The sequence below is a fragment of the Agriterribacter humi genome (assembly GCF_009192765.1).
Lineage (GTDB): Bacteria > Bacteroidota > Bacteroidia > Chitinophagales > Chitinophagaceae > Agriterribacter > Agriterribacter humi.
Map to the genome: position 1 here is coordinate 82,572 of NZ_VOHQ01000006.1, position 26,836 is coordinate 109,407.

The window sequence follows — 26,836 nt, forward strand, 5'->3', positions numbered from 1 at the left end:
AATTGATTTGTCATGTTTTTTTAGTACTTTTAGGTTCTTGCCTGCCATATAATTAAATAATATTTAATAATTCTCTGTTTCTTTGATTTTTTATTAATAATTCCACGTCTATGGTTAGTAACGGTTTGTATAGGGCGGAATTTGAGCACGATGCATGCGGTGTAGGGTTTGTGGCTAATATTAAAGGCAATAAATCTCACCAGAATGTATCTGACGCACTTACCCTTCTTGAAAACATGGAACATCGGGGCGCCTGTGGTTGTGAAAACAATACCGGTGATGGCGCAGGTATTATGATACAGGTTCCGCATGAGTTTTTTTTCGCCGAATGTGTAAAGCTGGGTGTGCATTTACCCGCTTTTGGCCGCTATGGCGTTGGTGTAATTTTCTTTCCCAAAGAGGTAAGAATGCGGGAAGAATGCCGCGAAATATTTGCACGGGCTGCCGAAAAGCTCGGGCTGGAAATACTTACTTACCGCAAGGTACCCGTAAATGTTACTGATATTGGTCAAACCGCTCTTTCTGTTGAGCCGGAAATTGAGCAGGTGTTTATAGCATGCCCCGACCATATTCAAAATTCAGACGACTTTGAAAGAAAGCTGTTTATATTGCGCAATTACGCTAGCCATACCATTAATAACACGGTAAAGAAAGACAGCATTGGTTTTTATATAGCTTCTCTTTCTTATAAAACAGTTACCTATAAAGGGCAATTAACCAGTACGCAGGTACGCACTTACTTTCCCGACCTCAGCAATAAAAGGGTAGTAACTGCTTTTGGGTTAATACATTCCCGTTTTGCAACCAATACATTTCCTTCCTGGAAGCTGGCTCAGCCCTTTCGCTTTATAGCGCACAATGGTGAGATCAATACTTTGCAGGGTAATTTAAACTGGTTAAAAACCAGTGAAAACGGACTTTCTTCTCCTTATTTCAGTGAGGAAGAAATGGATATGCTGTTGCCTATCGTAACAAACGGGCAGTCGGATTCGGCCTGCTTAGATAATATGGTGGAATTGCTTACGTTGTCGGGCCGCTCTTTGCCGCATGTAATGATGATGCTCATTCCTGAAGCATGGGATGATAATGATAAGATGGATCCTGTAAAAAAGGCATTTTACGAGTATCATGCAGCCGTTATGGAGCCCTGGGATGGCCCCGCCTCTATTTCATTTACAGACGGAAAGATCATTGGCGCTACATTAGACAGGAATGGACTGCGCCCTTCCCGTTTTTGTGTAACCCACGATGACCGGGTGATAATGGCATCCGAAACAGGAGCTTTGCCCGTAGATCCGCGTATGGTAAAAAGCTATGGAAGGCTTCAGCCGGGAAAAATGTTCGTGGTGGATATGGAGCAGGGGCGGATCATCAGCGATGAAGAATTGAAACAGGATATCTGCTCGCAAAAACCCTACAGCGACTGGCTGAATCAGTATAAGATACGGTTAGAAGAACTGGCTTCTCCACGCGTAACCTTTACACATCTGTCTGAAGAATCTGTTTTTAAATACCAGAAAGCATTCGGCTACAGTACAGAGGATATAGATACCCTCGTTAAACCGATGGCTATTGATGGCAAGGAGCCCGTTGGATCAATGGGAACAGATGTTCCATTGGCTATCCTTTCCGATCAGCCCCAGCATCTCAGCAGTTATTTCAAGCAGTTATTTGCCCAGGTAACCAATCCTCCTATTGATCCTATACGCGAACGCCTGGTGATGAGCCTGGCCTCTTACGTAGGCAATAATGGAAACCTGCTGGTAGAAGAACCTCATCATTGTCATGCAGTTGCTCTTAAGCAGCCCATACTTACCAGCACCGAACTGGAAAAGTTGCGTAGTATTGATACCGGTATTTTCCAGGCTAAAACCATTCAATGTTATTTCAGATCGGATGGCAAGCCCGGATCGCTGAAAGCCGCTTTAGACCGTATTTGCCGTTATGCAGTAGATGCAGTGGAAGATGGGTTTGAAGTGCTTATTCTTTCGGACCGGGCAATAGACTCAGATCATGCTGCTATACCTTCTTTGCTCTGTGTTTCTGCCGTACACCATCATCTTATCCGCAAAGGATACCGGGGTCAGGTGGGTATTGTGGTAGAAGCCGGCGATGTATGGGAAGTACATCATTTCGCCTGTTTGATAGGATTTGGCGCAACCGCCATCAATCCCTACCTGGCACTGGCAACCATCCGTACCATGAAAGCCACCGGCAAATGGGAAACAGACCAGGCATGGGAAGTGCTGCGTAAAAATTATGTGAAAGCGGTATGCGATGGACTATTGAAAGTATTTTCTAAAATGGGTATTTCCACGCTCCAGTCATACCAGGGCGCTCAAATATTTGAAATATTAGGATTGAACCAGGATGTGGTAAACAAATATTTCACGGGTGCTGTAAGTCGTGTTGCGGGAATGGGATTAGATGAAATTGCGAAGGAAGCGCTTGCCAAGCATTCCCTTGCGTTCAATCTTAAAAATATTCCTGTTGATCGTTTATCCGTTGGCGGTATATACCAGTGGAAGCGCAAAGGTGAAGTGCACCTGTTCAATCCGCAAACCATTCACCTGTTGCAGCATTCAACACGCATGAATGATTACAATACTTTTAAAAAATACAGTAAGGCGGTAAACGACCAGGGCGAAAAAGCATGCACGTTACGCAGCTTGTTCCGGTTCAAACGCAACCGTCCTTCCATATCAATTGATGAGGTAGAACCGGCTGAAAATATTTACAAACGTTTCGCTACCGGCGCCATGTCGTTCGGGTCTATTTCCTGGGAAGCGCATACTACCCTGGCTATAGCAATGAACCGGCTGGGTGGTAAAAGCAATACCGGTGAGGGGGGAGAAGACGAAAGGCGCTATGAAAAATTGCCGAATGGCGATTCCATGCGTTCTGCTATAAAGCAGGTAGCTTCTGCCCGGTTTGGCGTTACCAGTTTATATCTTACCGAAGCAGATGAGTTGCAGATTAAGATGGCACAGGGGGCAAAACCCGGAGAGGGCGGACAGTTGCCCGGCCACAAGGTAGACGACTGGATAGGAAGGGTGCGTCATTCCACACCTGGTGTGGGATTGATTTCTCCTCCACCCCATCATGATATTTATTCTATTGAAGATCTTGCTCAATTAATATACGACCTGAAGAACGCCAACCGTGCGGCACGCATCAATGTAAAACTGGTGTCTAAGGCAGGTGTGGGAACAATTGCTGCCGGCGTTGCAAAAGCAAAAGCCGATGTAATTCTTATTGCAGGGTTCGATGGGGGAACGGGAGCGTCTCCGGTAAGTTCCATTAAGCATGCAGGTTTGCCCTGGGAACTGGGGTTGGCAGAAAGCCATCAAACACTGGTAAAAAACCGCCTCAGGAGCCGCGTGGTATTACAGGCCGACGGGCAAATGAAAACGGCGCGTGATATTGCTATTGCTACATTGCTTGGCGCAGAAGAATGGGGTGTGGCTACGGCTGCATTGATAGTAGAGGGTTGTATTATGATGCGCAAATGCCATCTCAATACTTGTCCTGTTGGCGTGGCAACGCAGGATCCCGAATTGCGTAAACGGTTTACCGGTAATGCCGATCATGTGGTAAACTTCTTTAAATTTATTACGCAGGATCTTCGTGAACTGATGGCTGAGCTTGGCTTTAGAACGATCAATGAAATGGTGGGTCAGGTAGATTGTCTGGAAAGAAGAGAGGGTGTTGATCACTGGAAGTACAAAAAGCTGGATCTGTCGCCAATACTGTATAAAGAACCCGCCGCCGAAGGCACGGGCCTATACCACCAGGAAGAACAGGATCACGGGCTGGCAGGGGTATTAGACTGGCAGTTGCTTGAAAAAGCAAAGCCGGCGCTGGAACAACGTGAAAGGGTATACGCCGAGTTCAGGATCCGTAATATTGACCGTACTGCAGGTACCATTCTCTCTAACGAAATTACAAAACGCTACAGGGCGGCCGGATTACCTGATGATACGATTCATTTTAAATTTACAGGTACAGCGGGACAAAGCTTCGGCGCCTTTAATACGAAGGGTGTTACGTTTGAACTGGAAGGTGATGCCAATGATTATTTTGGAAAAGGGTTAAGCGGCGCCAGACTTATTGTATATCCTTCAAAGGAAGCAGGGTTTGTTCCTGAAGAAAATATCATTATTGGTAATGTAGCTTTTTATGGCGCTACATCGGGTGAAGCATTTATAAGAGGTAAAGCAGGTGAACGCTTTTGTGTAAGAAATTCCGGCGCTAATGCTGTGGTAGAAGGAGTAGGTGACCACGGTTGCGAATATATGACGGGAGGCCGTGTGATAATATTGGGAGATACCGGCAGAAATTTTGCTGCAGGCATGAGCGGCGGCATTGCATATGTTTACGATGTAAAAGGCCAGTTTGCAGAAAATTGCAATCCCGAAATGATAGATCTGGATCCTGTCATCAATGGCGAATCGGAAGAGTTGTATGACATGATAACCAGGCACTATGCTTTTACCGGAAGCGCGGTTGCCAAATTCATACTCGATGATTTTGACAACCAGTTAAAGAATTTTATAAAAGTATATCCCAAAGATTATAAAAACGCGGTTCAAAAAGCAAAAGTGCAAGTGGAAAAAAGATAACCGGTGTCAAGGCCGGGAAATAAATATTTTTAATCTCATAATGCAGTAATTAGTACAATGGGTAAGCCAACAGGGTTTAAAGAATTTACGCGTGAACTGCCGGGGAAAAAACCAGTAGCAGAGCGGTTGAAGAACTACAATGAATTCATTGACCGTTTTTCTGAACCGAACCTGGTACAACAGGCTTCACGGTGTATGAATTGCGGGGTACCTTTTTGCCATAGTCACAACGGCTGTCCTTTGGGCAATCTTATTCCCGACTTTAATGATGCAGTATACCGCAAAAGCTGGCGCGAAGCATACGATATACTTACATCTACCAATAATTTTCCTGAATTTACGGGGCGAATCTGTCCTGCCCCTTGTGAAAGCGCCTGTGTATTGGGCATTAATCAGCCCGCGGTTACTATTGAAGAAATCGAAAGACATATTATTGAGATAGCATTTGAAAAAGGTTTTGTACAGCCACGCAAACCTAATATCCGGACAGGGAAAAAAATAGCGGTCATTGGTTCCGGTCCTGCAGGCATGGCAGCAGCAGCTCAATTGAATTATGCGGGTCACCTGGTTACTGTTTTTGAAAGAGACGATGCCGCCGGCGGACTATTGCGGTATGGCATCCCTGATTTTAAATTAGAGAAATGGGTGGTTGACCGCCGTATTGAGATCATGGAGCAGGAAGGCGTGGAGTTCAGGTACAATGCGAATGTAGGGGTGAACATAAGCATCAATGATCTGTTGCGCGAATACCAGGCCATTGTACTCGCCGGTGGTTCTACCAAACCAAGGGATCTGCCTATACCCGGTAATACCCTGAAAGGCGTATATTTTGCCATGCAGTTTCTGAAACAGCAGAACAAGCGGAATGCAAATAAAAACCCATTGGCGAATGCTTTAATAGAAAGCAATATCCTTAAAGAAGAAATAAAAGCTACCGGTAAAAATGTAGTAGTAATTGGCGGAGGAGATACCGGCAGCGATTGCGTGGGTACTTCCAACAGGCATGGTGCAGCATCCGTTACGCAATTTGAATTGATGCCCAAGCCCCCGGACGATCGTACACCATTTATGCCCTGGCCTACCTACCCCCTCATATTAAAAACATCTTCCTCACATGAAGAAGGCGCCGAAAGACGATGGGCCATTGCTACAAAAGAATTCCTGGGAGATGACAATGGTAACCTGAGGGCATTAAAAATAGTTGACCTGGAATGGAAATTTTCGGATGATCAAAGACCTTCCCGGTTCGTGGAAGTAGCCGGCACTGAAAGGGAAATTCCCTGTGAACTTACCCTGCTGGCAATGGGGTTTGTTCATCCTCAGCATGAAGGCTTGCTGGATGAAATTGAAGTGGAATATGATGAACGGGGTAATGTTAAAGCTTCCGAACGCGCTTATCAAACCAATATACCTAAAGTGTTTACTGCAGGTGATATGCGCCGCGGCCAGTCGCTGGTGGTATGGGCCATAAGCGAAGGAAGAGAATGCGCCCGGAAAGTGGATGAGTTTTTGATGGGTAGTTCTTTACTGGAAAGCAAAGATGCATCGCTGGTATCTTTGGCAATATAGATAAGAAGTAAGTGGTAAGTAGTAAGAAAATATACGCGTTATGATTACATTTTTGTTATGGCTAATATTGCTGGTGCTTTGTGCGCCGCTGGCTATACTTGCCATTGTACTGTATCCAATAGTATGGCTGCTGTTGCTCCCGTTTCGTTTGCTGGGTATAGCTGTTGATGGTGTGCTATCAATTATTAAATCGGTTTTTTTACTGCCTGCCAAATTGCTGCAGCGCATATAAGTTTTAATCCATAAAATTGCTAATACATTTGCCAGGTTATTGCCTGGCATTTTTTTGTAGATAATAAGGACGGACCCGATGGAATTACAAAGCACCAAACGACAAATAGCAAGAACCAGATAAATTTCAAATATTGAATTTCAAATTTCAAATCCTTTAACTGACATCTCACCATTCAAGTATGCATCCTGTCGTTGGTAGTTTACTCAACTGATACCTGGTACCACCCAACTTTAAGAACTCTTTAATAAAAGAAAATGCTAAAGACTAATGTTATGTGTATGCGGGCTATATCTTTGCCTCCACTAAATAATTTTACCCATTATGAAAAAACAATTCATTGTATTAACAACGGTATTGGTATTAGGCATTACGATGGCTTATGCGCAAAAAGGTGAAGACAAGCTCGTTTCCTTTGGAATAAGAGCGGGGGTTAATCTTCAAAAAATTTATGGCGATGATTTCATGGGCAATAAACTGACCAATGATTTTAAAACCGGTTTTCATGCAGGCATCAATGCCGACCTGTTTATTTCGGAAGGATTTTATTTGCAACCGGGGTTATTATATTCCACTAAAGGCGCTAAAAAAACAAATAACAATACCGAATACACGCAAAACATTTCTTATATCGAGCTGCCGGTGAATCTTTTGTTCAAACCGCAATTGGGCAGCGGAAGATTATTATTGGGCGCAGGACCCTACGCGGCCTATGGCATTTCAGGCAAAAGCAAAACCAAAAGCGGCGACGCGGCTGTAGAACTGGATGCGAAATTTAAAAACAAGATCAATGCGGCCGATTACCTGAATGGGCTCTATTATCTTAAGCCATTCGATTTTGGCGGTAATATATTAGTGGGATATGAGCTGAACAGCGGCTTCAGTCTCCAGTTAAACGCTCAGCTCGGGTTATCTGAAATCAATCCGGAGATAGATGGCGTTACCGCAGATAAAAGCAAATGGAAGAACATGGGCTTCGGCGCATCGCTGGGATATAGGTTTTAGTGGTGAGAGGTGAATAGTGAATAGTGAATACTGAGTAGTGAGAGATGAAAAGTGAATAGTGAGAAGTGAGGTGAAAGGTTTATTGTTTCACGTTTATCGTTTGACGAAGTGAGAAAAGCGAGAGCATATCTGCTAAACACATTTTTGTAAAAGGGTTGCACGGTTTTAATGGTGCACCCTTTTTTTAACGATCAGGATAATCAGGAAAATGAATGAATATTGTTTTTGAGTCCACAGTATGCTCTTACAGATTTCATAAACAAAATAATAATTAGAGTACCCATCTTCGCTCAGCATTCGCCGGGGTCTCACTCCACACACAATAGCCCGGCTGTGAAGACCCCAGCGCGACAATAATAAGTAGAGGAATGGAGGTTTGGCTTTTGTACTACAGTTCGGCACTCACTGCTGTTTGTTATAATTTACCCCGAAGCATTGCGGGCTGACACAGGAAGCATTCATGTTGTGAATCGTTATGGATGCTTTGTTGGGCTTTATTGCTAATGCTCAATCATACTCCTGTTGCTTGTCATGCTGACGCAGGAAGCATCCGTTTTCGCTGCAATGATTTTACTACCGCTTATCATTCACGATTCAGATGCTTCGTTCCTGCCAGATAAAATTAAATCAGAAGCCTGAAACCCGATGGAAATACAAAGCACCAAAAGATAAATAACAAGCACCAAATAAATACAGATGGTTCGTACCTGACAGGCAAAATCCGAAATTCGAAGCGAAATGCAACCGTGAACTGCAAACCACAAATTTAAAATTCAGCAATCAGGGATAGCCACCTTGCCGCCGAAGCTCCCCATAATTCTTTATAGGTAGCCGTATTAAACTGCGGCCAGTAAGGTATGTCTTCATTAAATCTCGACTGCATCCCAACAGGAATACCACCAACCGTTTCTCCCGGCAATGCGGTATAGAGTTGGGGATAATTACTGCCCTCTCCCCATATAATGGACTGACCGAACGGATTTTTTCCTACTATCCAAAAAAGTTGCTGTTCTGCAATATTGATCAGATCTTTATCATTAAGGAATTTGCCGGCCAATGCAGCGGCTTTACCTGTGGACAGATGTACAGCCGCATTGCCTTTAAAAGAAAACCATACAGGAAATACACGCAGGTAATGTTCCCTGTCGAGCTTAACGCCATTTTCTAATTGTTCTTTATAATCCTTTTCTGCTCCGCGGAAAATGCCTACCTGCACCTTATAAAAATTAACAGAATCTTTTACCTCATCAATATGGTACACACCACTGGGCAACATACCATAAGGTTGAACATACTGCATGATGGTTTTCAAATAGTCTCCATATAACCGGATGGATCCTTTCCACTTGTTATAATCCGCATGACCGGGCTGGGTTTCGCAAAGCATGGTCAGCGCCTGCATATATACCTGGTCGCGCGACTGGTGTGTATAATGAACGATGGATTTCTTATTTAGATCGCGATAAAAGAATCCTCTTAATTTATCCTTATCTTTAAGAGGCGCTGTGCGTTGGCAACTCAATGTATAACGTATGGCGTTTGCGGCCTCACTGGCGTAATAGGAATTACCTGTTAGTTTATAAAGTATGCTGGCAGCGAACGAAATGTTGGCCATGTACTGGCTGTTAGACGCCATAGCAGCATGATCCCCTCCGCCGCCAATGCTGCTCAGATCGTTAAAGCTCAGGCTGTCGAACCGGCGTTTTGCAAATGCGAAATCTTCTATAGCTACCTTTCGCAGGTTTTCTTTCAGCATTTTATCTTTCTCTTCCACCAGCGATGCATAAGCTTCTATACCCGCAAATACAAAGTTTTCAAAAGCCCTGTTATGCACATGAATGCGTCGCCTCCCTGTGGAGTCATCTTTTGTGCCAATGAACCCGTCTGTCCATAAATTGGTACCCCAGGTTTGTGCGCGGTAACCGTCTCCAAAACGGGATTTGAGTATCATATCAATTCCCCACGCTGCCTCCTCCATCAAACGCAGGTGTAAGGCCGTGTTGCCCTTTTGCCTGGCGCTTTCTGCCATTTCCAGTAGAGACTGTGCAATTTCCCCTGACTGCAATATTTGTTGCGACATATCAGCAGCATCGTGCCAGCCACCATTCATGGCAAACAGTTTACCATTATGTTCGCCGTTAAGGTCGGTGTGGCAAACACCGTGCTTTCCCGGAACCGGGTAGCCGCATCGCTCACAAAAAATAAAATTCAGCACACGCCATGCAGCATTGTCCCAGATATTTTTATTGATGTAAAAGGAAGGGGTTGTGATGTTTCCTACTTTAATATAGTATTCGCCTTCTTTTTTAAAATCGCTGAAGTCAATAGTTTCAAAGGATCCGAGTCTTGTTTTTTGTGATTGAATTTTTCCCTGGTACACCAGTCCGTTTGAAATATGATCTATCAATTGGAAGGTGCCATTATGATTTTTTACATTGACGATGGCTGTTTTTTGGCTTTCATCACCATAGCCGGTAGTCGAATAGATGATCCTGTTCTCAGCAGGCGCCCATCCGCTCACGACTTCGGGATTTTCTATCGTTTCAAGGGTAACGGCATCAATATCAAATTTTAATGAATCGCCCATGGTACGCTCTTTTCCAAACACCTCGATGGCAAACTGTAACGCTGTGACCTTATCTCTCGCCAGTTCGGGCATTTCCACAAAGCATTCGTTCCACTGGCCGTTAACCAGGTTTATCTCATGATAGCCTTCACGCCCATACTTATCCGGCACTTTTATTTTTCCATCATTAACCACGTAAAGATTAAGATAAATGCTGCGGGCGCCTTCACAATCGGGATATATAAAAAACCTGATGCGGTTGTATTTCTCCCAGTTAACTTCTCTCACATCGAAACTGGCAAGTGAGGTGCCAAAGCCCAGTCCCCAGCCGAGGAACTGCGGATAAGTGGTGGGAGCCACCAACCGAAGGCTATGGCTGCCTTCGATCCATCTTTCTGCCGTCATTGACATGCCGCCAATTCCCTTATGCGACCATTTGTCCATGTTTTCCATATTGCAAAGCATGTCAGAAACCAGTACTTTTTTGGTAAGCCCGAAAGACTCAAAGGACTTACTGTAATCCAGCGGCAATGGGCTGTGCACATAACCACTGTTGCGAATATCTTCTTTTAACTTTTCATCAATTTGCGCAAACAGAAAGCAGGCAGGATAAACAATCAAAAAAACAATTGTTGTTATTCTTTTCATTTTGGGGTAGTTGTTTTGCCTTTTATGACTGGAATATAATGGAGGAATAATGTACACGCTTTCACCACGGCCTTAGCAGGTATTAAATATACTATTTTTTTGTTGTGCCACATCAAAAATGGAGCAGGATATAACCATCTGCCTGTTTTGAGTATATTCGCTTTTCTTCCTTCTCTTTGAAGCATACCTCAACAATTATATATACCCATGCACAGACCTTTAGCAAAATTCATTTGTGTAATAATATTACTGCTTGCCTTTGTCTTTTCATCAACAGCCCAACCGGTGCAATTAAAAAACGCAGTAATACTTGTATCTCCATCTGTTCCCTCTGGTATGCAAACAACCGTTTCGCAGGTGCTTTCCGAAGAAATTGCCAAACGCACCGGCATTGTGCTTAAAAATGGTGACAATTGGCCGAAAAAGAGAGCAGCCGTTGTTGCATTGGTATTGTCATCAGATGAGCAATTGCTGGGAACCGCAATCCCTGTCCGGAATAATATGAATGGGGCTGAATATAAAAAAGAAGGATTTCGGGTAGTGAGCAGCGTTAGCGATAAGGGTACTGTAGTGTGGATTATTGGGGCCGACAGCCGGGGTATACTGTTTGGCGCCGGATGGCTCCTGAGAAATTTAAGCATGGAGCATAATCTCCTTCAGCTTGATGAAAAAACGGATGTAGCTTCTTCTCCTGCATATCCTATTCGCGGCCACCAGTTGGGATATCGTACTACAGCCAACTCATACGATGCGTGGACGGTAGCGCAGTTTGACCAGTATATCCGTGAATTGGCCATTTTTGGAACGAATGCTATTGAAGGTATTCCTTTCCAGGAAAGTGAAAACCCCAGTCCGCTGTTTACGATTCCGGTTAATGAAATGCGCATTAAACAAAGTGAGATATGCCGGAAATACGATATGGACTACTGGGTGTGGACGCCGGCAACTTTCGATCTAACGGATAAGGCTAAGCGAAAAGCTGAACTGGATATGCATGAAGATTTTTACCGGCAGTGCCCGAGGCTGGATCATATATTTTTTCCCGGAGGCGATCCAGGCGATAACCATCCTTCGGAAGTATTGCCTTTTCTCAAAGATTTGCACGACCGGCTGATCAAATACCATCCCAACGCTAAAATATGGATTTCACTGCAGGGGTTTAGTGTAGAACAGATTGATTATTTCTACCGTTATCTTGACCGGGAAAAGCCTACCTGGCTCCGGGGAGTAGTGTCCGGTCCCGGTAGCCCGCCTATAGCCGAAACCCGTTACCGGCTGCCCAGGCAATACCAGCACCGGCAGTACCCGGATATTACACATTCCGTGCGTTGTGAATTTCCTGTTGAGCAGTTCGACCAGGCCTATGCATTAACCTTAGGCCGCGAATCCGTAAACCCACGGCCTTACGCTTTCGCAAAGATCCATCAAACTTATGCCCGTTTTACAGATGGGTTTGTTTCCTATTCAGATGGTTGTCATGATGATATTAATAAAGTGATCTGGAGTATGCGGGCCTGGGATCCGCAAAAAGATGTAAATGAAATTTTAAAAGAATACAGCAGGTTTTTCTTTGGCGGAAATGGTGCAGCACTGATAGCTGACGGTATTGCCGCACTGGAACAAAATTGGAAAGGGCCTTTGGCAGAGAACGGTGGGGTAGAAGCTAACTTCTCTTTCTGGAAAAAGCTGGAATCGGATCATCCAAAATTAAAAAACAACTGGCGCTGGCAAATGTTGCTGCTGCGTGCGTATTATGATGTGTATACCCGCAGAAGGCTGATTTACGAACAGTTGCTTGAGCAGCAGTGCAATCAAATACTTGCGGCTGCAAAAAAAGAGCATATAAAAGATGCGATGGACATCGCGCTTGCAACAGTGAATAAAGCGGATAAGGACGGGGTTGCACCGGAACTCAGAAAAAAGATTGAGGGACTCTGTGCCGGTTTGTTCGCTTCTATCGGATTACAAACCAGTGTAACCACATACAAAGCAAAAAATTATGAGCGGGGCGCTGTGCTCGACCACGTAGATTACCCGTTGAATAACCGCTGGTGGCTGGCGGATGAGTTTGAAAAAATACGGTTAATGAAAACGCCGGAGGAACAAATGGAGGCGTTACAAACAATCGCTACCTGGGAAAATCCGGGTAATGGAAGCTACTACGACGATATTTCCAGCGTAAGCAAAGGCCCGCGGGTAAAAACCATTTCTGATGATGCTACCGATGTGGCCTGGTGGGACAATGGATTTAGCCGCAAACGACTTTCTTCCCAATTGTTCCAGAACGCTCCTGTGCTGGATTACGATAAACTGCAGCCGGGTGCAAGGTATGTTATCAGGGTTTGCGGGTATGGCGATGCATTGCTTCGTGTTGACGGGGTAAGGCTCTCTCCTGTAATATACAATAAGGAAGCGGATACTTTTAAAGAATGGATCGTTCCCCTATCGCTCACCGGTGACGGGAAAATAACAGTAACTTTCGATGAACCGGAAGAATCTAACCTGAACTGGCGGCAGCATTCCCGCATTTCGGATGTTTGGTTGCTGAAGCGGTAAGCCCGGAAGAAGGTTTTGATTTCTATGAAAGTATCATGCAATTTTTACAAATATCTTCCGTTCTAAAAAGACCTTAAACACTTAAACTATGGATGCACCTTCAACCCATCTGCTCACGGATATTGAAACAACCCATATTGTACAGGCAGGAACCGGTAAACGTTTTGCCAATTATATTATTGATGTTATTGTTTTTTATATTGTTGTGTTTTTCCTGGGAATGGTGGTTGCAGTCATTGATCCTTCTCTTCTTTTATGGATGGAAGCAACAGATGCGGGGACTAACCTGTTAAGCAGCTTAATCAGTTTGCTGTTATACGGCATTATTATGGGAATAACAGAAGCGATTACCGGTGGACGCTCGCTGGGCAAATTAATAACCGGCACCCGCGCGGTAAACGCCGACGGCTCTCCTGTTAGCATGCAAACTGCCTTTTGGCGTGGATTGTGCCGTGCTGTTCCTTTTGAAGCTTTTAGCGCGCTTGGGGCTCCTTCTTATCCGTGGCACGATAAGTGGACAAATACCTATGTGATAGATATAAAGCAATCGGTTCTGAATCAATAGGGGCCCTCCGTTATCGCATTTCCCGACAAAATATTACCTTCATTGCGTTTTTTTCGGGCTATACCTATTACCTGCTGATACAATATTTGTATTGCAGGAATAATGTGGCCTTTTTATTCATGCTTCTCTGTTAATTTGTAATGTTCAGGCGGCGGCTTCTTCGCGCGGTTCAGTGTTACCAGAAAATTCTGCATGCTGCTGCAACGGGCTATGCCGGTTCAAATGAAGCATAAATATATTCACTATGGGAATAGTAACACTGCTTCTTATCATTATCAATAGTACCGTAACTTATAAAGGACTCAGGAACCACAGCTTTTTTGAAAGCTATTCTTTTGAAATAGACAGGATATTCATTAATAAAGAATATACAAGGATGATCACGTCCGGCTTTTTGCATGTAAGCTGGATACATCTTATTGTTAATATGCTTTCTCTTTATTTTTTCAGTGATGCGCTGGAAATACAAATGGGGCTTATTAAGTTTTTACTTATCTATTTTGGCAGCCTGCTGGGTGGAAATATTTTTTCTTTGATCGTTCATAAAAATCACGGCAGTTACAGCGCTGTGGGTGCATCCGGTGCGGTGAGCGGTATTATCTTCGCAGCCATTGCTTTATTCCCCGGCTTTGGAATCCGTTTCTTTGGTATTCCTTTTTCTGTGCCTGCATGGTTATATGGTATTGCTTTTGTATTGTTCGCTATTTATGGCATCCGGTCGCCTAAGGATAATATCGGGCATGAAGCACATCTTGGCGGGGCGCTCACGGGTTTGATCATCGCCATTATAATGGAACCCTCATCGCTGGTATACAATTATCTGACTATCCTTATTATCCTCGTTCCTTCCGTAATTTTTATATACTTTATTTTAACCAAACCGGCATTTCTTTCTATTGACAATTACTTCCACAAAGAGCAGCGGAATTTCTATTCTATTGAGCACAGGTACAATGCGGAGAAAGCAGATGTTCAGCGAAAAGTGGATATGATATTAGAAAAGATCCATCGAAAGGGACTGGAAAGCCTCAGCAAAAAGGAAAAAGAAATACTGGAAGAATACTCCAGGAGGGGCAGATAACCGAGTGATAAAGTAAAGTCGGCAACTATTGATTTAGCTGATGAATTTATCTCAAGCGACATTTCATGGGAGGATAATTTCCCTCTTTTTTATAAAAATCAACAGACTTATTCATATTATTTCGGAAAGCGATTGTTTGAATTGCTAAAAGACGATAAAAATAGAATTAACCGTTTCATTGATTTGTCATTAAAAATAATTTCGGAAATTCCTGCACACGAAAGAAATGTTACAGTCCTTGGTGGGTTTATTGCTGATTCAAGTAATCAGATTAAAAATGAATTTTATTCAACAATAGCACAGTCAACGGAATATAGCTGTCTATTATTTCATTTTCTATCCATTGACACATCAGGTAAAAACTATTTTGATTTATTATTCACACTTATTGACAGCGACAAATGCCAACTGTCCAATTTTTATTCTTTTACTTATAGCAACGTTTTAGGTCAATTAAGTTTGGAGGAATTAAACAAGTTCAGCGAAAGATTATTTGCATATCCAGATGAAGGTTATGAAATAGTTTTTGACCTATATTTCGACCTTAGCTATGGAGATGAAACTAAAAAGCAATTGCTTTTACCAATCTATAAAAAGTGCCTTTACAAATTAGGTGTGAATAGGAAATTCAAAAGGCAATTAGATGACTATAAATGGTCAGAGGCGGTATTGCTAATCATATCAAATAAAGATGAAATTGATTTTGTCCAATTCATTAATAAATCAGTAATAAATTCCATTAGTTGGGAAAACTCATATCATCTTGATCACTATATACAAAAGGTTTATGAAATATTACTGAAAGTGCATTTCAATTCTATTTGGCCTGACCTTTCAGAAGCATTACTATCAAAAGAAGAGAATTACATAACTTTCTATGGCTTAAAACATATTCTCGGCTCTCATATTGGCGGTGTGGGCAGGACAATAGGTGTTCTATTTGAAGGAGACATTGATGCAATTTTTAATTGGTGCCATGAAAATAAACCATTAGCCCCGTATAGACTTGCAGAATTGGCCCCAATTTTTAGTAACAACAATACTGATTACTCAGAATGGCATCCAGTTGCTCTTCGATTGTTGAACGAGTTCGGCGACATAAAAGAAGTGCTTAGTAGTTTAAGCTCAAACATGGGTACATACTCATGGACAGGTTCCGTAGTTCCATTCCTTGAAGCAAAGAAGGAATTATTCAAGCAAATAAGCAACCATCCAATTGAACTAGTAAGAAATTGGGCGACTTCTTACATTGCCTATATAGACAAGGATATTGAACGGGAAAAAAATAGAGATGCAGAATCATTTATATAGTTATGATTGTTATGCTGACTAGCACGAACCGCTAACATTCCATTGGCAATATGGCGGGGTTGCAATTAAGAAGCACCAATAAATGCAACATGACTTTGCCTACTGCCAAAACAGGCGGGTTCGCGAAAATGCAAGCAGACGGAATACGTTCGTCACTTTTGGTTCTTTGAATTCATCATTCCTTTTCCTTCAAATCTTCCGATGTAGCCAAAGCAATCACTCTTCCTTTTTCACCCACCGCATTATAAAAATGATATACCACACCATTCCATTTTATTACCCAGGGTTTGTGCGCATATTGTTTATCATATGGCTCAGATGGTTCTATAAGATTTTCACCTTCCCATGCTGTCCAGTTCACAAGATCGTAAGAGCAGGCAAAGCGGTCAAAAGCAGAAGGGTCGCCATCTTTCCAGTTGTGTCCGAAATAAAACATAACATACAGATCTTCCATCTTTACAATTTGTGCATCCCCGCAAATGCCTCTCCCTTTCGATAGTAAAGGGCGATCGCCTTTGCGCTGCCAGTGCTGCATATCATTTGAAACAGCCATAGCAATGCTTTCAAAGCTATGCCCGTTAACACCCGTACTAGGGCCTGCGGCATTGTAATACATTACTAAAGGATAACCGGTTTTTTCATTTGATATGGCATTAAGCGTATCTGTTCCTTTAATTGTGACAACCACATCAAAAAGAATTCCCCTGCTGTTTTTGTCTTTCATGCTGCCGGCTATAGTTCCTGTTGTTCGGTTATTTAAAGAAAAAGCCAGGAAATAAGCGACAGGCTAAAATAGGATCAAAAATTATAATTAGAATAAAAATATACTAATTTTTACATCTTAAATAAAATAATGGTACTATTTTGGGTTAATTTTATAAATAAAGGTATATTTGTATTCTAATTTTGTTTATTGTCAAAAATTTGAAAATGAATTACCAGTTATTGAAAGACTTAATAGACCTGAGCAGTGAATTTGAGCATTCAGGTTCCGAAACAGGCAGTTATTCAAAATCCATTGATGGTTTTAAAAAATGGATTATTGATACTTATAAAACTGATCTCAAAGAAGACGAACCCGATTGGGAAGGAAAAAATAATGGCAGAAGCCCTGAAAGTGTTATTGCCAGCAGCATCGTTCACATGAACCGTTTTGGGAAAACCTATTTCAAAGCAGCCATTGATGGTTCGGAGTTTTCTACACAGGATGATGTGATTTACATGATTATTCTAAAGTTTTACCCTTCCATAACTAAAATGGAATTGATAAAAAGAAATGTGCATGAAAAGCCTGCCGGCATGCAAATTATAAACCGCCTGATTGCAAAAGAATGGGTAAAGCAAAGCAAATCCGAAACAGATAAGAGAAGTAAGGTTTTGAACATTACGCCAAAGGGCCTTAAAACCCTGGATGATTTATTTTTTAAAGTACGCCAGGCAACAAATATCGTATCAGGTGATTTAACTCACGATGAAAAAATGCAACTTATACGGTTGCTCAATAAGCTGGATGATTTTCACCAACCTATTTATTCTAAGAATTTAGAGCCTGCCGAATTATTGAAAACTGTATTAAAAGAAATCAATAAGAATTGAATAATGAGAAGGAAAATCGCCATTATAGGTTCCGGCTTTTCAGGCCTTTCGGCTGCAGCTTATGTGGCGAGGCAGGGGCATGAAGTTCATGTATTTGAAAAACATGATAAGCCAGGAGGCAGGGCAAGGCAGTTTACTACTACGGAAGGATATGTATTTGATATGGGGCCAAGCTGGTATTGGATGCCCGATATTATAGAAAATTTCTTCAACGATTTTGGATTCAATACTTCCGAATTTTTTGAATTGGTTTCATTGGACCCGCAGTTTGAGATCATTTTTGCTGATGAAAAACTTTCCCTGCCCGATTCGCTTCAGGAGATGAAAATGCTGTTTGAAAAAATGGAAAAGAACGCTGGTGGGCAACTGGAAAAATTCATGAAAGCCGCGCAATATAAGTATGAAGTAGGCATGAAAGATTTTGTGCAGAAGCCTTGCTACAAATGGCTGGAATTCATTTCGCCAAAAATTGCTGTAAGCGCGTTAAAATTAAATCTGCTCACCAATTTCAGAAGTTATGTATCCAAATACTTCTCAAACCCGAAACTGAAAGCATTGATGGAATTCCCGGTTATTTTCCTCGGCGCCTCACCCGGTAAAATTCCTGCACTTTACAGCCTGATGAATTATGGCGGTTACGCCCTGGGTACTCACTACCCAATGGGAGGATTTTACCAATTGGTTTTAGCCATGCAGAAAGTGGCTGAATTCCAGGGCGCCACTTTTCACTTCAACAGTAACATAGAAAGAATCAATACTCAAAACGGGAAAGTCACTTTACTAATCATCAACGGGAAAAAGCATTTTTTTGATGCAGTGGTTGCCTCCTCTGACTATCATCATACAGAATCCTTATTGGATGCATCGGTTAAAAACTACGATGAAAAATACTGGCAGCAGAAAACTTTTGCGCCTTCCTGCCTGATTTTTTATTTAGGATTCAACGAAAAAATTCATGGGCTCAAGCATCATACTTTATTTTTTGAAAATGATTTTGACGAACATATTGATGCTATCTATAGAAAGAAACGATGGCCTGAAAATCCACTCTTTTACTCCTGCTGTCCTTCTAAAACAGATCCGGGCGTAGCGCCAAAAAATCACGAAAATGTTTTTTTACTGATGCCTGTTGCAATTGGGCTGAATGACGAGGAAGATATCCGTCAAAAATACCTTGTCAATATGATAAGAAGAATAGAAAAACATACGGGCACAACCAACCTGATGGAAAAAGTTGTTTACCAGAAAAGTTATTGTGTGTCAGACTTCAGGAGTGATTACAATGCTTATGGTGGCAACGCTTACGGCCTTGCCAACACGCTGTCGCAAACGGCAGTTTTAAAGCCAAAAATCAGGAATAAAAAAGTTGGCAATCTCTTTTACACCGGACAATTAACAGTGCCCGGTCCAGGTGTGCCGCCGTCAATTATTTCCGGAAAAATTGTGGCAAATGAAGTAAGTAAATTTTTGACGATCCAAAATGAAAAACATCCGGTAACAGCACATTTTTAATAATTAAAATTTGAACAAATGAAAAGTAGATTCGTATCAAAAACTGGCATTGCAACCTTTGCCATTTTTTTCTTGGCATTTTCTTTTACTTCCTGTAAAAAAGACAAGGATAAAGAGGGTTCCCCAAAAACCATCACAGATGTCGTTTCAACAAATGCCAATTTTTCAACTTTAAAATCGGCAGTGGTAAAAGCAAACCTTGGAACAACCCTTAGCGGCCCCGGGCCTTTTAGCGTTTTTGCACCGGATAATGATGCTTTTACTGCTTCCGGAATTACCAGTAGTGTAATTGCAGCCCTTTCTGCCGCCCAGCTTAAAGACATTCTGCTCTATCACACTATTGGCTCCAAAATAATGGCTGCGGATGTTCCCGCCGGTCCAAATGCTGCGGTAACAACCGCAGGAGGAGGAACTGTGTATGTTACAAAAAGCAGCAATGGCGTTTTTGTAAATGGATGGAAAGTAACCGCTGCGGATATCGCGGCAAGTAATGGCGTAATCCATTCCATTGAACATGTGATGATGCCGCCTGCCGGTAATTTGGTTGAGGTGGCTCAAGCCAACAGTAGTTTAACTTACCTGTTAGCTGCCGTAGTGCAGGCTAGTGAGGGTAACACCAATGTGGCGGACGTGCTTTCTTCAGCCGGACCTTTCACTGTATTTGCACCAACCAACCAGGCTTTTATTGATGCAGGGTTTCCAACCATCGCTTCCATACAGGCCGCTGACCCGAATACATTGGCTTCCATTCTTACCTATCATGTATTATCTGCAAGAGCTTTCTCATCTGACCTGGCTGATGGACAAAGCTTAACTACGGTAAATGGCGGAACCATTAAAGTGGGCCTGGGCAGCACTGCAACAGTGAAAGGAAATAGCAATACAAGCGCTTCAACCATTACTGCGGTAAACATTATGGCTGCTAATGGCGTAGTGCATGTCATAGACAAGGTGTTGCTTCCTTAGCTGGAAGAACAAAGAGTGCCTGAACCGAAGTGCCATGAGTTGGATCAGGAGGCAGGAACATTACAAATTAAATGATGTTCCTGCCTTAAAACTCACAGACAGAAAAGTAATAAACGGCTCAATTAGAGATATGAAAAAGCTATTTGATGAACTTTCTTATGAAGTAAGTAAAAGCATCACGAAGAAATACAGCACCAGTTTTTCGCTTGGCATCCTTGCTTTGAAGCCGTCCATACGACCTGCTATTTATGCGATTTACGGATTTGTTCGGCTTGCTGACGAAATAGTGGACAGCTTTCATGGTTATGATAAAAAAACATTGCTGAACAGATTTAAAACAGAAACAGATTTGGCTCTGAAAGAAGGCATATCACTGAATCCTGTGTTGCAATCATTGCAGGAAACAGTAGCACAGTACAAAATTGAAAGAAGTTTGATAGACCAGTTTTTGCACAGTATGGAAATGGATTTAAATGAGATAAATTACAATAACGATTTGTATAAAGAATACATTTTTGGATCGGCAGAGGTAGTTGGCTTAATGTGTTTGCAGGTGTTTACAGAGGGAGATATGAACAAATATCACGCTTTGAAGCCTTATGCAATGAAATTAGGTTCAGCATTTCAAAAAGTTAATTTTTTGAGGGATTTAAAAGATGATTATCAGGTTTTGGGGCGTACTTATTTCCCCGGAATTGATATGAATGTATTTGATAATTGCGTAAAGTGCAGGATTGAAATAGAAATCGAACTGGAATTTAAAGAAGCTTTGGCCGGCATCAAACTTTTGCCCCATTCGTCACGGTTTGGCGTATATCTGGCATACAGGTATTATTTATCATTGTTCAAAAAAATTAAATCAACACCTGCACAGAAAATTTTGTGTGAGCGAATAAGAATTCCGGATTCACAAAAGCTTTCTGTAATGATGCGAAGTTACGTGCGGTATAAAATCGCTATGCTATGATGAAGTGGGTTTTGATTTACGGCTTCAGTACCTTATTATCAGATTTTGGAACAGTTCATGACATACGATTAAAGTTTCTGAGAGATAATTATGAAAAAGCTGTATCCGATAAAAAGCTGTGCGAAACCATAATTATTGATTTGGAAAGAAATTCAAAAAGCAATGTGCACCTCGCTTATTTGGGAGCATTCCAAACCATCTGGGCCAATCATGTTTTCAATCCTTTTAGTAAGTTAAAAACCTTTAATAAAGGGAAAGCAAATATAGAATCGGCAATGAAGAATGAGGATAGCAACATAGAAATTCGTTTTCTCAGGTTATCGGTACAAAAGAATTGCCCGGGATTTTTAGGATACGCCGATAATATAAAAAATGATAAATTGTTCCTGAAAAGTAATTTAGATGGAGTGCAATCCGGCCAGTTAAAGAAAATGATAGCAAATATTCTAATGAAGTGAAATGAAATATCAATTACATAGAGAGCAACAATTGAATTGTGATATTGACATTGCCTGGAAGTTTTTCTGTGATCCGCATAATTTGTCAAAGATAACGCCAAAGGATATGGGATTTGTAGTGTTAACCCAAATAGAAGATAAACCAATATATGAGGGGATGATAATTGAATATAAAGTGTCGCCTCTGTTTAATATGCCGATAAAATGGAAATCACGTATCACCCAGGTTGAGTATCATAAAAGCTTTACTGATTTTCAGGAAGAAGGACCATACAAGTTGTGGAATCACCACCACGAATTGATTCCCAATGGTAAGGGGGTATTGATGAAGGACAACCTGAAGTATGAATTGCCCTTTGGATTTTTAGGAACGATTGTTCACACTTTGTTGGTTAAAAACAGGCTGAATAAAATTTTCGAATATCGTTTTCAGGTTTTGGAAGACCTGTTTAACAGGGAAAAATAATAGTATGAATTATTTAATTGTTTTAATTGTTTTTATAGTTATGGAAGGAGCTACATGGCTCATTCATAAATATATAATGCATGGATTTTTATGGATGCTGCATAAAGATCATCATGACCATAGCAATGAGGGACCGCTGGAAAAGAACGATTATTTTTTTGTGATTTTTGCGCTTCCCACCATTGCATTATTGTGCGTTGGTTCACTAAACAATTTCAACTATCTGTTTTATATAGGCCTTGGAATCATGCTTTACGGGATGGCCTATTTTTTTGTGCATGACATTTTCATTCATCAGCGAATAAAATTTTTGACACACAGCAAGAACCCGTATTTTCTGGCATTGCGCAGGGCGCATAAGCAACATCACAAGCACATCGGCAAAGAAGATGGCGAGTGCTTTGGATTCTTATTTGTTCCGATGAAATATTTTATAATGTTTTTTAAGACCAGACAGGAATGATGCCTTTCACTTATTTATTAATTGATTTTTTCACTGTCATAGTCTGTTTTATTGCATCTTTTGATAAAAGGATTCAGTTCAACAATTACTTTGCGGCATTTCTGAAAGCCACCATGTTGGGGGCTATTCCATTTATTGCGTGGGATATTTGGTTTACGTCACACGGTGCCTGGTGGTTTAATCTCGACTATACTATCGGCCTTACAATCGCCGGATTGCCGGTGGAAGAATGGCTGTTTTTTATTTGTATCCCCTTTGCATGCGTGTTTACTTTTTTCTGTTTGGACAAATTTTTCCGGTTAGATTGGGCAAACGGATTCAACAACATTATTGTATTCGTAAGTGTTATCCTTTTTACTGTGACGGCCTTGCTGCACTACAGCAAAATTTATACACTGGTTACAGCCATAGCGACGATTTTCACGTTAATTTATTTGCATTTTATAGCCCGTGCAGAATGGATAGGGCGCGCCTCTTTTACCTATTTTGTTCTCATGCTGGGATTTTTTCCCGTAAATGGAATACTCACTGGCACGGGATTGGAGTCGCCTATAGTAAATTATAATCCCGATGCATTTCTGGGCATCCGGATGCTTAGCATTCCCATAGAAGATGCGGTTTACGGATATACCCAGTTTTTATTAGTGCTTTATTTTTTTAAAATATTTTCCCAAAGGAAAAGAGCAGTTATGAAACTTGACATTAATTCAGCATGAAGAAGACTTTTCAAATACTGAACGGTGTTGTACTGGTGATTACCCTGGTAATAAACTATCTATCCAACACAGGTGTTTTTAATGGACAGACCATGGAAACAGTATCGGACAAGTATCAAAATCTTTTTACACCGGCGGGGTATGCGTTTTCCATTTGGGGGCTTATTTACCTGGGCATGCTTGGTTTTGTGTTCTACTATGGTCCTTTGTTTAAGCAAAGTAAAGAGAAGGAGCAAGTCGTAATGCAAATCGAATGGTGGTTCATCGTCTCATGCATTGCCAATAGCCTGTGGGTGTTGACGTGGCTTTACGGCCTTATTTTATTGTCGGTGTTTTTGATGATTCTCTTGTTATTTTCTCTTCTAAAAATAGTGGTGAATACTAAAATGGCATTGCATAATGCGCCATTAAAAGAGCTCGTGTTTTTTTGGTGGCCATTTTGTTTTTATTCAGGATGGATATCAGTAGCATTGATTGCTGACATCGCAGCGTATCTTACCAAAATAGGGTGGAATCGTTTTGGAGTATCGCAAGCCACATGGACAATAATAGTTTTTGTGGTCGCAGCATCGATTCACATTTTTATGATTTGGAACCGCAACATGAGAGCATTCGCGTTGGTGGCAGTGTGGGCTTTGATAGCCATTGCAGTGGCCAACCAGCGTGGGAATGATTTAGTGTTTTGGGCGGCTATTATTGCAGCAGTAGTTGTATTTATAAATATCATAATTCATGGATGGCAAAATAGAAAAAATGCTTTTCTATATGCTTCAAAAAGATAGGCTATGAAAAATAGAGAGAAACTCTTCATTGGCTCTGTGCCTGTTGCGGCGGGTGTTGTTCTATCGTATTTTAGATCACGTTCTGATATTCATGAAGATGCAGAACCGGTAGAAGATTTTGATGTTAAATGCAACTTAGGAACGTGGTACGAAATTGCACAATTTGATTACCGTTTTGGAAAGAATATAGGCAATACGGTAGCGCAATACAGCCTGAACGATACTAAACATGTACAAGTGCGCAATAGTGGTTATGACCACAAAAAGCAAAAATGGACATTCGCAAAAGGAATCACAAAATTTAGGGATAAGACTACAGCAGCATCAAAGATCAGTTTTTTCGGTCGTCTCTGTGCTGGTTATCATGTGATTGCTTTGGATGAAGATTACCAATATGCGATGGGCACCGGAAGCAATCCTGACTATCTGTCGACTTTTTCACGTACGAAAACAATTCCTGAAAATATAAAAAGAGCATACCTGAAAATTGCAGAAAAAGAAGGCTATAACACTTCGGAATTGGTATGGGTAAAGCACGATAAAACCAATCCGTATGCTGCCTAAAGCTCAGGTGGTAATATTTTGGTTCAGACGCGATTTGCGCCTGGAAGACAATGCAGGTTTATATCATGCATTGCAATCGGCGGCGCCTGTTTTACCCATCTTCATTTTTGACACCAGCATTTTGGAAAAATTAGAAAATACAAATGACCGGCGCGTTGATTACATTCAGCAGGCATTACAGGCTATCAATCAGGGATTGAAAAAGTATGGTTCAAAACTGAATACGTATTTGGGACGACCTTTGGAGATATTTCAAAAGATGGATGAACAATTTGAAATTGAGGCCGTTTATTGCAACAGGGATTACGAACCGGAAGCGATAGAGCGTGATACCAATATTTATCATTTTTTCACACAAAGAAATATTCCCTTCAAAGCATATAAGGACCAGGTCATTTTCGACAAAGATGATATTGTAAAAGACGATGGTACGCCCTATACAGTTTATACGCCCTACTCCAGGAAATGGAAAGAAAATGTTCAACCTAAAAATTACCGATTGTATAGATCTGATTTTTCTAAATTTTACCAGCAACCTTTTTCAGAAATTCTTTGCTTAAAAGAAATTGGATTTGAGAAAACTGATATGCTTTTTGAAAAGCCGGCTTTAGATAAAATAATTATTGACACATATCATAAGTACCGCGATTATCCTGCCATGCAAAACACAACTCAGTTAGGTATTGCGTTTCGCTTCGGTACTATCAGCATCAGAAAATGCGTAGCTTTTGCTTTATCACATAGCCAAACCTGGCTTGGCGAATTGATATGGCGGGAATTCTTTATGCAGATTCTTTATCATTTTCCTTATGTTATTCATCACTCATTTAAACCCAAATACGATAAGATTGAATGGAGATACAATGAGGACGAATTTAAGCTTTGGTGCAAAGGGAAAACTGGTTATCCGATTGTGGATGCAGGGATGCGGCAGTTGAATGAAACAGGCTATATGCACAACCGCGTGAGGATGATCGCCGCCAGTTTTTTGTGCAAACACCTGTTGATAGACTGGCGCTGGGGAGAAGCTTATTTTGCTGAAAAGCTCAATGATTACGATTTATCTGCCAACAATGGAAACTGGCAATGGGCTGCCGGTTCGGGTTGTGATGCTGCACCTTATTTCAGAATATTCAATCCGGAACTTCAGACAAAAAAATTTGATAATGATTTTCAGTACATACGAAAATGGATTCCTGAATTTGGAACGGCGGCTTATCCTAAACCGATTGTAGAACACAGTTTTGCCAGGGAAAGGGCATTATCGGAATATAAAAAAGCTTTAAGTGAATAGTTCGAAACAAATATCTATTTTAGGCTGCGGGTGGCTGGGATTACCCCTTGCAAAACACCTTGCATCAAAAGGGCATAGAATAAAAGGCAGTATGAGAAAAAAAGAAAGCCTGTCTGAACTTGCCCAATCTCCTGCGCAGACTTATATTCTTGATGTTGGTACAAAAGGGATAACTGGCAATCTGCCAGGTTTTTTAAAAAATTCTGAAATACTCATCATTAGCATTCCACCGCGATTAAGAAAACAGTCATCCGAAAATTTTGTTGATAGAATAAAAATTATTGTGCCTCATATTGAGCAATCCGGTATAAAAAAAGTGCTCTTTATTAGCTCAACTTCTGTTTATGCCAATGATGATTCAACAGTGACCGAAGAGACTTTCCCTATGCCGGAAACAGAATCGGGAAAGCAACTTCTTGCTTCTGAGAATATCCTGAAAATGAATTCGCATTTTCAAACAACCATTATACGCTTTGGTGGGTTGATAGGACCCAATAGGCATCCTGTAACTTCATTAGCAGGGAGAAAGAATTTGAAAGATCCTCAAGCCCCTGTTAATCTGATCCATCTTGATGATTGCATACAAATCATAAGCAGCATCATAGCGCAGGACAAATGGGCTGAAATCTTTAATGCGGTTGCTTCTTTTCATCCAATGAAAGAAATATATTATGGACAAACCGCCCGTAAAATAGGATTAAGCGAACCTTATTTTAACAAAGCGTTTCCTTCAAGGGGAAAAATTGTTTGCAGCCGAAAAGTACAACATGTTTTAAATTATAGATTTATAAAAGGTGACTTGAATTCTTTGTAAAACTATTTTTTAATTGCAAATACATTCAAACAATCTTTGCCGGTATTAATTGGCAAATTAAATGCAAATGAACACAATCTTAT

General features: G+C 41.3%; 22 protein-coding genes. 20 read left to right on the forward strand and 2 right to left on the reverse strand.

Annotated features, from left to right (window positions below; translation table 11 throughout):
- Positions 1 to 110 precede the first annotated feature (110 nt).
- The 4 genes from gltB (at position 111) to FRX45_RS11980 (ending at position 7,428) form a co-directional block, all read left to right on the forward strand.
- The gene (gene gltB, locus FRX45_RS11965; RefSeq protein ID WP_152268667.1) at positions 111 to 4,622 is read left to right on the forward strand and encodes a glutamate synthase large subunit; all 4,512 of its coding nucleotides are present in this window, start codon (positions 111 to 113) and stop codon (positions 4,620 to 4,622) included.
- A 57-nt stretch (positions 4,623 to 4,679) separates the two neighbouring features.
- Positions 4,680 to 6,191, forward strand: a complete 1,512-nt coding sequence (locus FRX45_RS11970; protein ID WP_152268668.1) for a glutamate synthase subunit beta — start codon at positions 4,680 to 4,682, stop codon at positions 6,189 to 6,191.
- A 40-nt stretch (positions 6,192 to 6,231) separates the two neighbouring features.
- Complete coding sequence (locus tag FRX45_RS11975; protein ID WP_152268669.1) at positions 6,232 to 6,423, forward strand: hypothetical protein; 192 nt, start codon at positions 6,232 to 6,234, stop codon at positions 6,421 to 6,423.
- Between the two features lie 324 nt (positions 6,424 to 6,747).
- Positions 6,748 to 7,428 carry a porin family protein gene (locus FRX45_RS11980; protein WP_152268670.1) on the forward strand — a complete coding sequence of 227 codons (681 nt, stop codon included), beginning with the start codon at positions 6,748 to 6,750 and terminating at the stop codon, positions 7,426 to 7,428.
- 766 nt (positions 7,429 to 8,194) lie between these two features.
- On the opposite strand, the gene FRX45_RS11985 is transcribed toward FRX45_RS11980, so the two are convergent.
- Complete coding sequence (locus FRX45_RS11985; protein ID WP_152268671.1) at positions 8,195 to 10,642, reverse strand: glycoside hydrolase family 9 protein; 2,448 nt, start codon at positions 10,640 to 10,642, stop codon at positions 8,195 to 8,197.
- Between the two features lie 207 nt (positions 10,643 to 10,849).
- Between FRX45_RS11985 and FRX45_RS11990 the strand changes: the two genes are divergently transcribed.
- The 4 genes from FRX45_RS11990 (at position 10,850) to FRX45_RS12005 (ending at position 16,155) form a co-directional block, all read left to right on the forward strand.
- Entirely contained in the window at positions 10,850 to 13,198 is a 2,349-nt protein-coding gene (locus FRX45_RS11990; RefSeq protein WP_152268672.1) for a hypothetical protein, read from the forward strand.
- Between the two features lie 88 nt (positions 13,199 to 13,286).
- Positions 13,287 to 13,763: an RDD family protein gene (locus FRX45_RS11995; protein ID WP_152268673.1), complete on the forward strand. Its 477-nt coding sequence runs from the start codon at positions 13,287 to 13,289 to the stop codon at positions 13,761 to 13,763.
- Positions 13,764 to 14,007: 244 nt separating this feature from the next.
- Positions 14,008 to 14,844: a rhomboid family protein gene (locus tag FRX45_RS12000; RefSeq protein ID WP_226805301.1), complete on the forward strand. Its 837-nt coding sequence runs from the start codon at positions 14,008 to 14,010 to the stop codon at positions 14,842 to 14,844.
- A gap of 132 nt (positions 14,845 to 14,976) precedes the next feature.
- Positions 14,977 to 16,155 (forward strand): hypothetical protein, encoded by a 1,179-nt coding sequence (locus FRX45_RS12005; RefSeq protein ID WP_193311677.1) that lies wholly within the window; start codon positions 14,977 to 14,979, stop codon positions 16,153 to 16,155.
- A 175-nt stretch (positions 16,156 to 16,330) separates the two neighbouring features.
- Here FRX45_RS12005 and FRX45_RS12010 read toward each other — a convergent pair whose 3' ends face one another.
- Positions 16,331 to 16,879, reverse strand: a complete 549-nt coding sequence (locus FRX45_RS12010) for a hypothetical protein (RefSeq protein WP_226805303.1) — start codon at positions 16,877 to 16,879, stop codon at positions 16,331 to 16,333.
- 206 nt (positions 16,880 to 17,085) lie between these two features.
- Between FRX45_RS12010 and FRX45_RS12015 the strand changes: the two genes are divergently transcribed.
- The 12 genes from FRX45_RS12015 to FRX45_RS12070 are packed head-to-tail and all read left to right on the forward strand — an operon-like array spanning position 17,086 to position 26,753.
- Complete coding sequence (locus FRX45_RS12015; RefSeq protein ID WP_152268675.1) at positions 17,086 to 17,751, forward strand: MarR family winged helix-turn-helix transcriptional regulator; 666 nt, start codon at positions 17,086 to 17,088, stop codon at positions 17,749 to 17,751.
- A gap of 3 nt (positions 17,752 to 17,754) precedes the next feature.
- Entirely contained in the window at positions 17,755 to 19,263 is a 1,509-nt protein-coding gene (locus FRX45_RS12020; protein ID WP_152268676.1) for a phytoene desaturase family protein, read from the forward strand.
- A gap of 18 nt (positions 19,264 to 19,281) precedes the next feature.
- Complete coding sequence (locus FRX45_RS12025; RefSeq protein ID WP_152268677.1) at positions 19,282 to 20,229, forward strand: fasciclin domain-containing protein; 948 nt, start codon at positions 19,282 to 19,284, stop codon at positions 20,227 to 20,229.
- 34 nt (positions 20,230 to 20,263) lie between these two features.
- Complete coding sequence (locus FRX45_RS12030; RefSeq protein WP_226805305.1) at positions 20,264 to 21,196, forward strand: phytoene/squalene synthase family protein; 933 nt, start codon at positions 20,264 to 20,266, stop codon at positions 21,194 to 21,196.
- Complete coding sequence (locus FRX45_RS12035; RefSeq protein ID WP_226805307.1) at positions 21,193 to 21,654, forward strand: hypothetical protein; 462 nt, start codon at positions 21,193 to 21,195, stop codon at positions 21,652 to 21,654. Before FRX45_RS12030 ends, FRX45_RS12035 begins: the two co-directional genes overlap by 4 nt.
- A gap of 1 nt (position 21,655) precedes the next feature.
- The gene (locus FRX45_RS12040) at positions 21,656 to 22,120 is read left to right on the forward strand and encodes an SRPBCC family protein (protein WP_152268678.1); all 465 of its coding nucleotides are present in this window, start codon (positions 21,656 to 21,658) and stop codon (positions 22,118 to 22,120) included.
- Between the two features lie 4 nt (positions 22,121 to 22,124).
- A complete protein-coding gene (locus FRX45_RS12045) occupies positions 22,125 to 22,583 on the forward strand; it encodes a sterol desaturase family protein (protein WP_152268679.1) in 459 nt (152 codons plus the stop codon).
- Positions 22,580 to 23,299 (forward strand): lycopene cyclase domain-containing protein, encoded by a 720-nt coding sequence (locus FRX45_RS12050; protein WP_152268680.1) that lies wholly within the window; start codon positions 22,580 to 22,582, stop codon positions 23,297 to 23,299. Before FRX45_RS12045 ends, FRX45_RS12050 begins: the two co-directional genes overlap by 4 nt.
- Complete coding sequence (locus tag FRX45_RS12055; protein WP_152268681.1) at positions 23,296 to 24,081, forward strand: tryptophan-rich sensory protein; 786 nt, start codon at positions 23,296 to 23,298, stop codon at positions 24,079 to 24,081. The genes FRX45_RS12050 and FRX45_RS12055 overlap by 4 nt, the downstream gene beginning before the upstream one ends.
- Positions 24,082 to 24,084: 3 nt before the next feature.
- Positions 24,085 to 24,645, forward strand: a complete 561-nt coding sequence (locus tag FRX45_RS12060) for a lipocalin family protein (RefSeq protein WP_152268682.1) — start codon at positions 24,085 to 24,087, stop codon at positions 24,643 to 24,645.
- The gene (locus FRX45_RS12065; protein ID WP_152268683.1) at positions 24,635 to 25,939 is read left to right on the forward strand and encodes a cryptochrome/photolyase family protein; all 1,305 of its coding nucleotides are present in this window, start codon (positions 24,635 to 24,637) and stop codon (positions 25,937 to 25,939) included. The genes FRX45_RS12060 and FRX45_RS12065 overlap by 11 nt, the downstream gene beginning before the upstream one ends.
- Positions 25,932 to 26,753: an NAD(P)H-binding protein gene (locus FRX45_RS12070; protein ID WP_152268684.1), complete on the forward strand. Its 822-nt coding sequence runs from the start codon at positions 25,932 to 25,934 to the stop codon at positions 26,751 to 26,753. The genes FRX45_RS12065 and FRX45_RS12070 overlap by 8 nt, the downstream gene beginning before the upstream one ends.
- The last annotated feature ends 83 nt before the right edge of the window (positions 26,754 to 26,836 follow it).

Bases quoted from the DNA above. Each gene is read 5' to 3' on its own strand.
- FRX45_RS12030 (WP_226805305.1), top strand. From the start codon at position 20,264: ATGAGTTGGATCAGGAGGCAGGAACATTACAAATTAAATGATGTTCCT.
- FRX45_RS12015 (WP_152268675.1), top strand. From the start codon at position 17,086: ATGAATTACCAGTTATTGAAAGACTTAATAGACCTGAGCAGTGAATTT.
- FRX45_RS11990 (WP_152268672.1), top strand. From the start codon at position 10,850: ATGCACAGACCTTTAGCAAAATTCATTTGTGTAATAATATTACTGCTT.
- FRX45_RS12020 (WP_152268676.1), top strand. From the start codon at position 17,755: ATGAGAAGGAAAATCGCCATTATAGGTTCCGGCTTTTCAGGCCTTTCG.
- FRX45_RS11970 (WP_152268668.1), top strand. From the start codon at position 4,680: ATGGGTAAGCCAACAGGGTTTAAAGAATTTACGCGTGAACTGCCGGGG.
- FRX45_RS11980 (WP_152268670.1), top strand. From the start codon at position 6,748: ATGAAAAAACAATTCATTGTATTAACAACGGTATTGGTATTAGGCATT.
- FRX45_RS11975 (WP_152268669.1), top strand. From the start codon at position 6,232: ATGATTACATTTTTGTTATGGCTAATATTGCTGGTGCTTTGTGCGCCG.
- FRX45_RS11985 (WP_152268671.1), bottom strand. From the start codon at position 10,642: ATGAAAAGAATAACAACAATTGTTTTTTTGATTGTTTATCCTGCCTGC.
- FRX45_RS12035 (WP_226805307.1), top strand. From the start codon at position 21,193: ATGATGAAGTGGGTTTTGATTTACGGCTTCAGTACCTTATTATCAGAT.
- FRX45_RS12050 (WP_152268680.1), top strand. From the start codon at position 22,580: ATGATGCCTTTCACTTATTTATTAATTGATTTTTTCACTGTCATAGTC.
- FRX45_RS12025 (WP_152268677.1), top strand. From the start codon at position 19,282: ATGAAAAGTAGATTCGTATCAAAAACTGGCATTGCAACCTTTGCCATT.
- FRX45_RS12055 (WP_152268681.1), top strand. From the start codon at position 23,296: ATGAAGAAGACTTTTCAAATACTGAACGGTGTTGTACTGGTGATTACC.
- gltB (WP_152268667.1), top strand. From the start codon at position 111: ATGGTTAGTAACGGTTTGTATAGGGCGGAATTTGAGCACGATGCATGC.
- FRX45_RS12010 (WP_226805303.1), bottom strand. From the start codon at position 16,879: ATGAAAGACAAAAACAGCAGGGGAATTCTTTTTGATGTGGTTGTCACA.
- FRX45_RS12065 (WP_152268683.1), top strand. From the start codon at position 24,635: ATGCTGCCTAAAGCTCAGGTGGTAATATTTTGGTTCAGACGCGATTTG.
- FRX45_RS12045 (WP_152268679.1), top strand. From the start codon at position 22,125: ATGAATTATTTAATTGTTTTAATTGTTTTTATAGTTATGGAAGGAGCT.
- FRX45_RS12060 (WP_152268682.1), top strand. From the start codon at position 24,085: ATGAAAAATAGAGAGAAACTCTTCATTGGCTCTGTGCCTGTTGCGGCG.
- FRX45_RS11995 (WP_152268673.1), top strand. From the start codon at position 13,287: ATGGATGCACCTTCAACCCATCTGCTCACGGATATTGAAACAACCCAT.
- FRX45_RS12000 (WP_226805301.1), top strand. From the start codon at position 14,008: ATGGGAATAGTAACACTGCTTCTTATCATTATCAATAGTACCGTAACT.
- FRX45_RS12040 (WP_152268678.1), top strand. From the start codon at position 21,656: ATGAAATATCAATTACATAGAGAGCAACAATTGAATTGTGATATTGAC.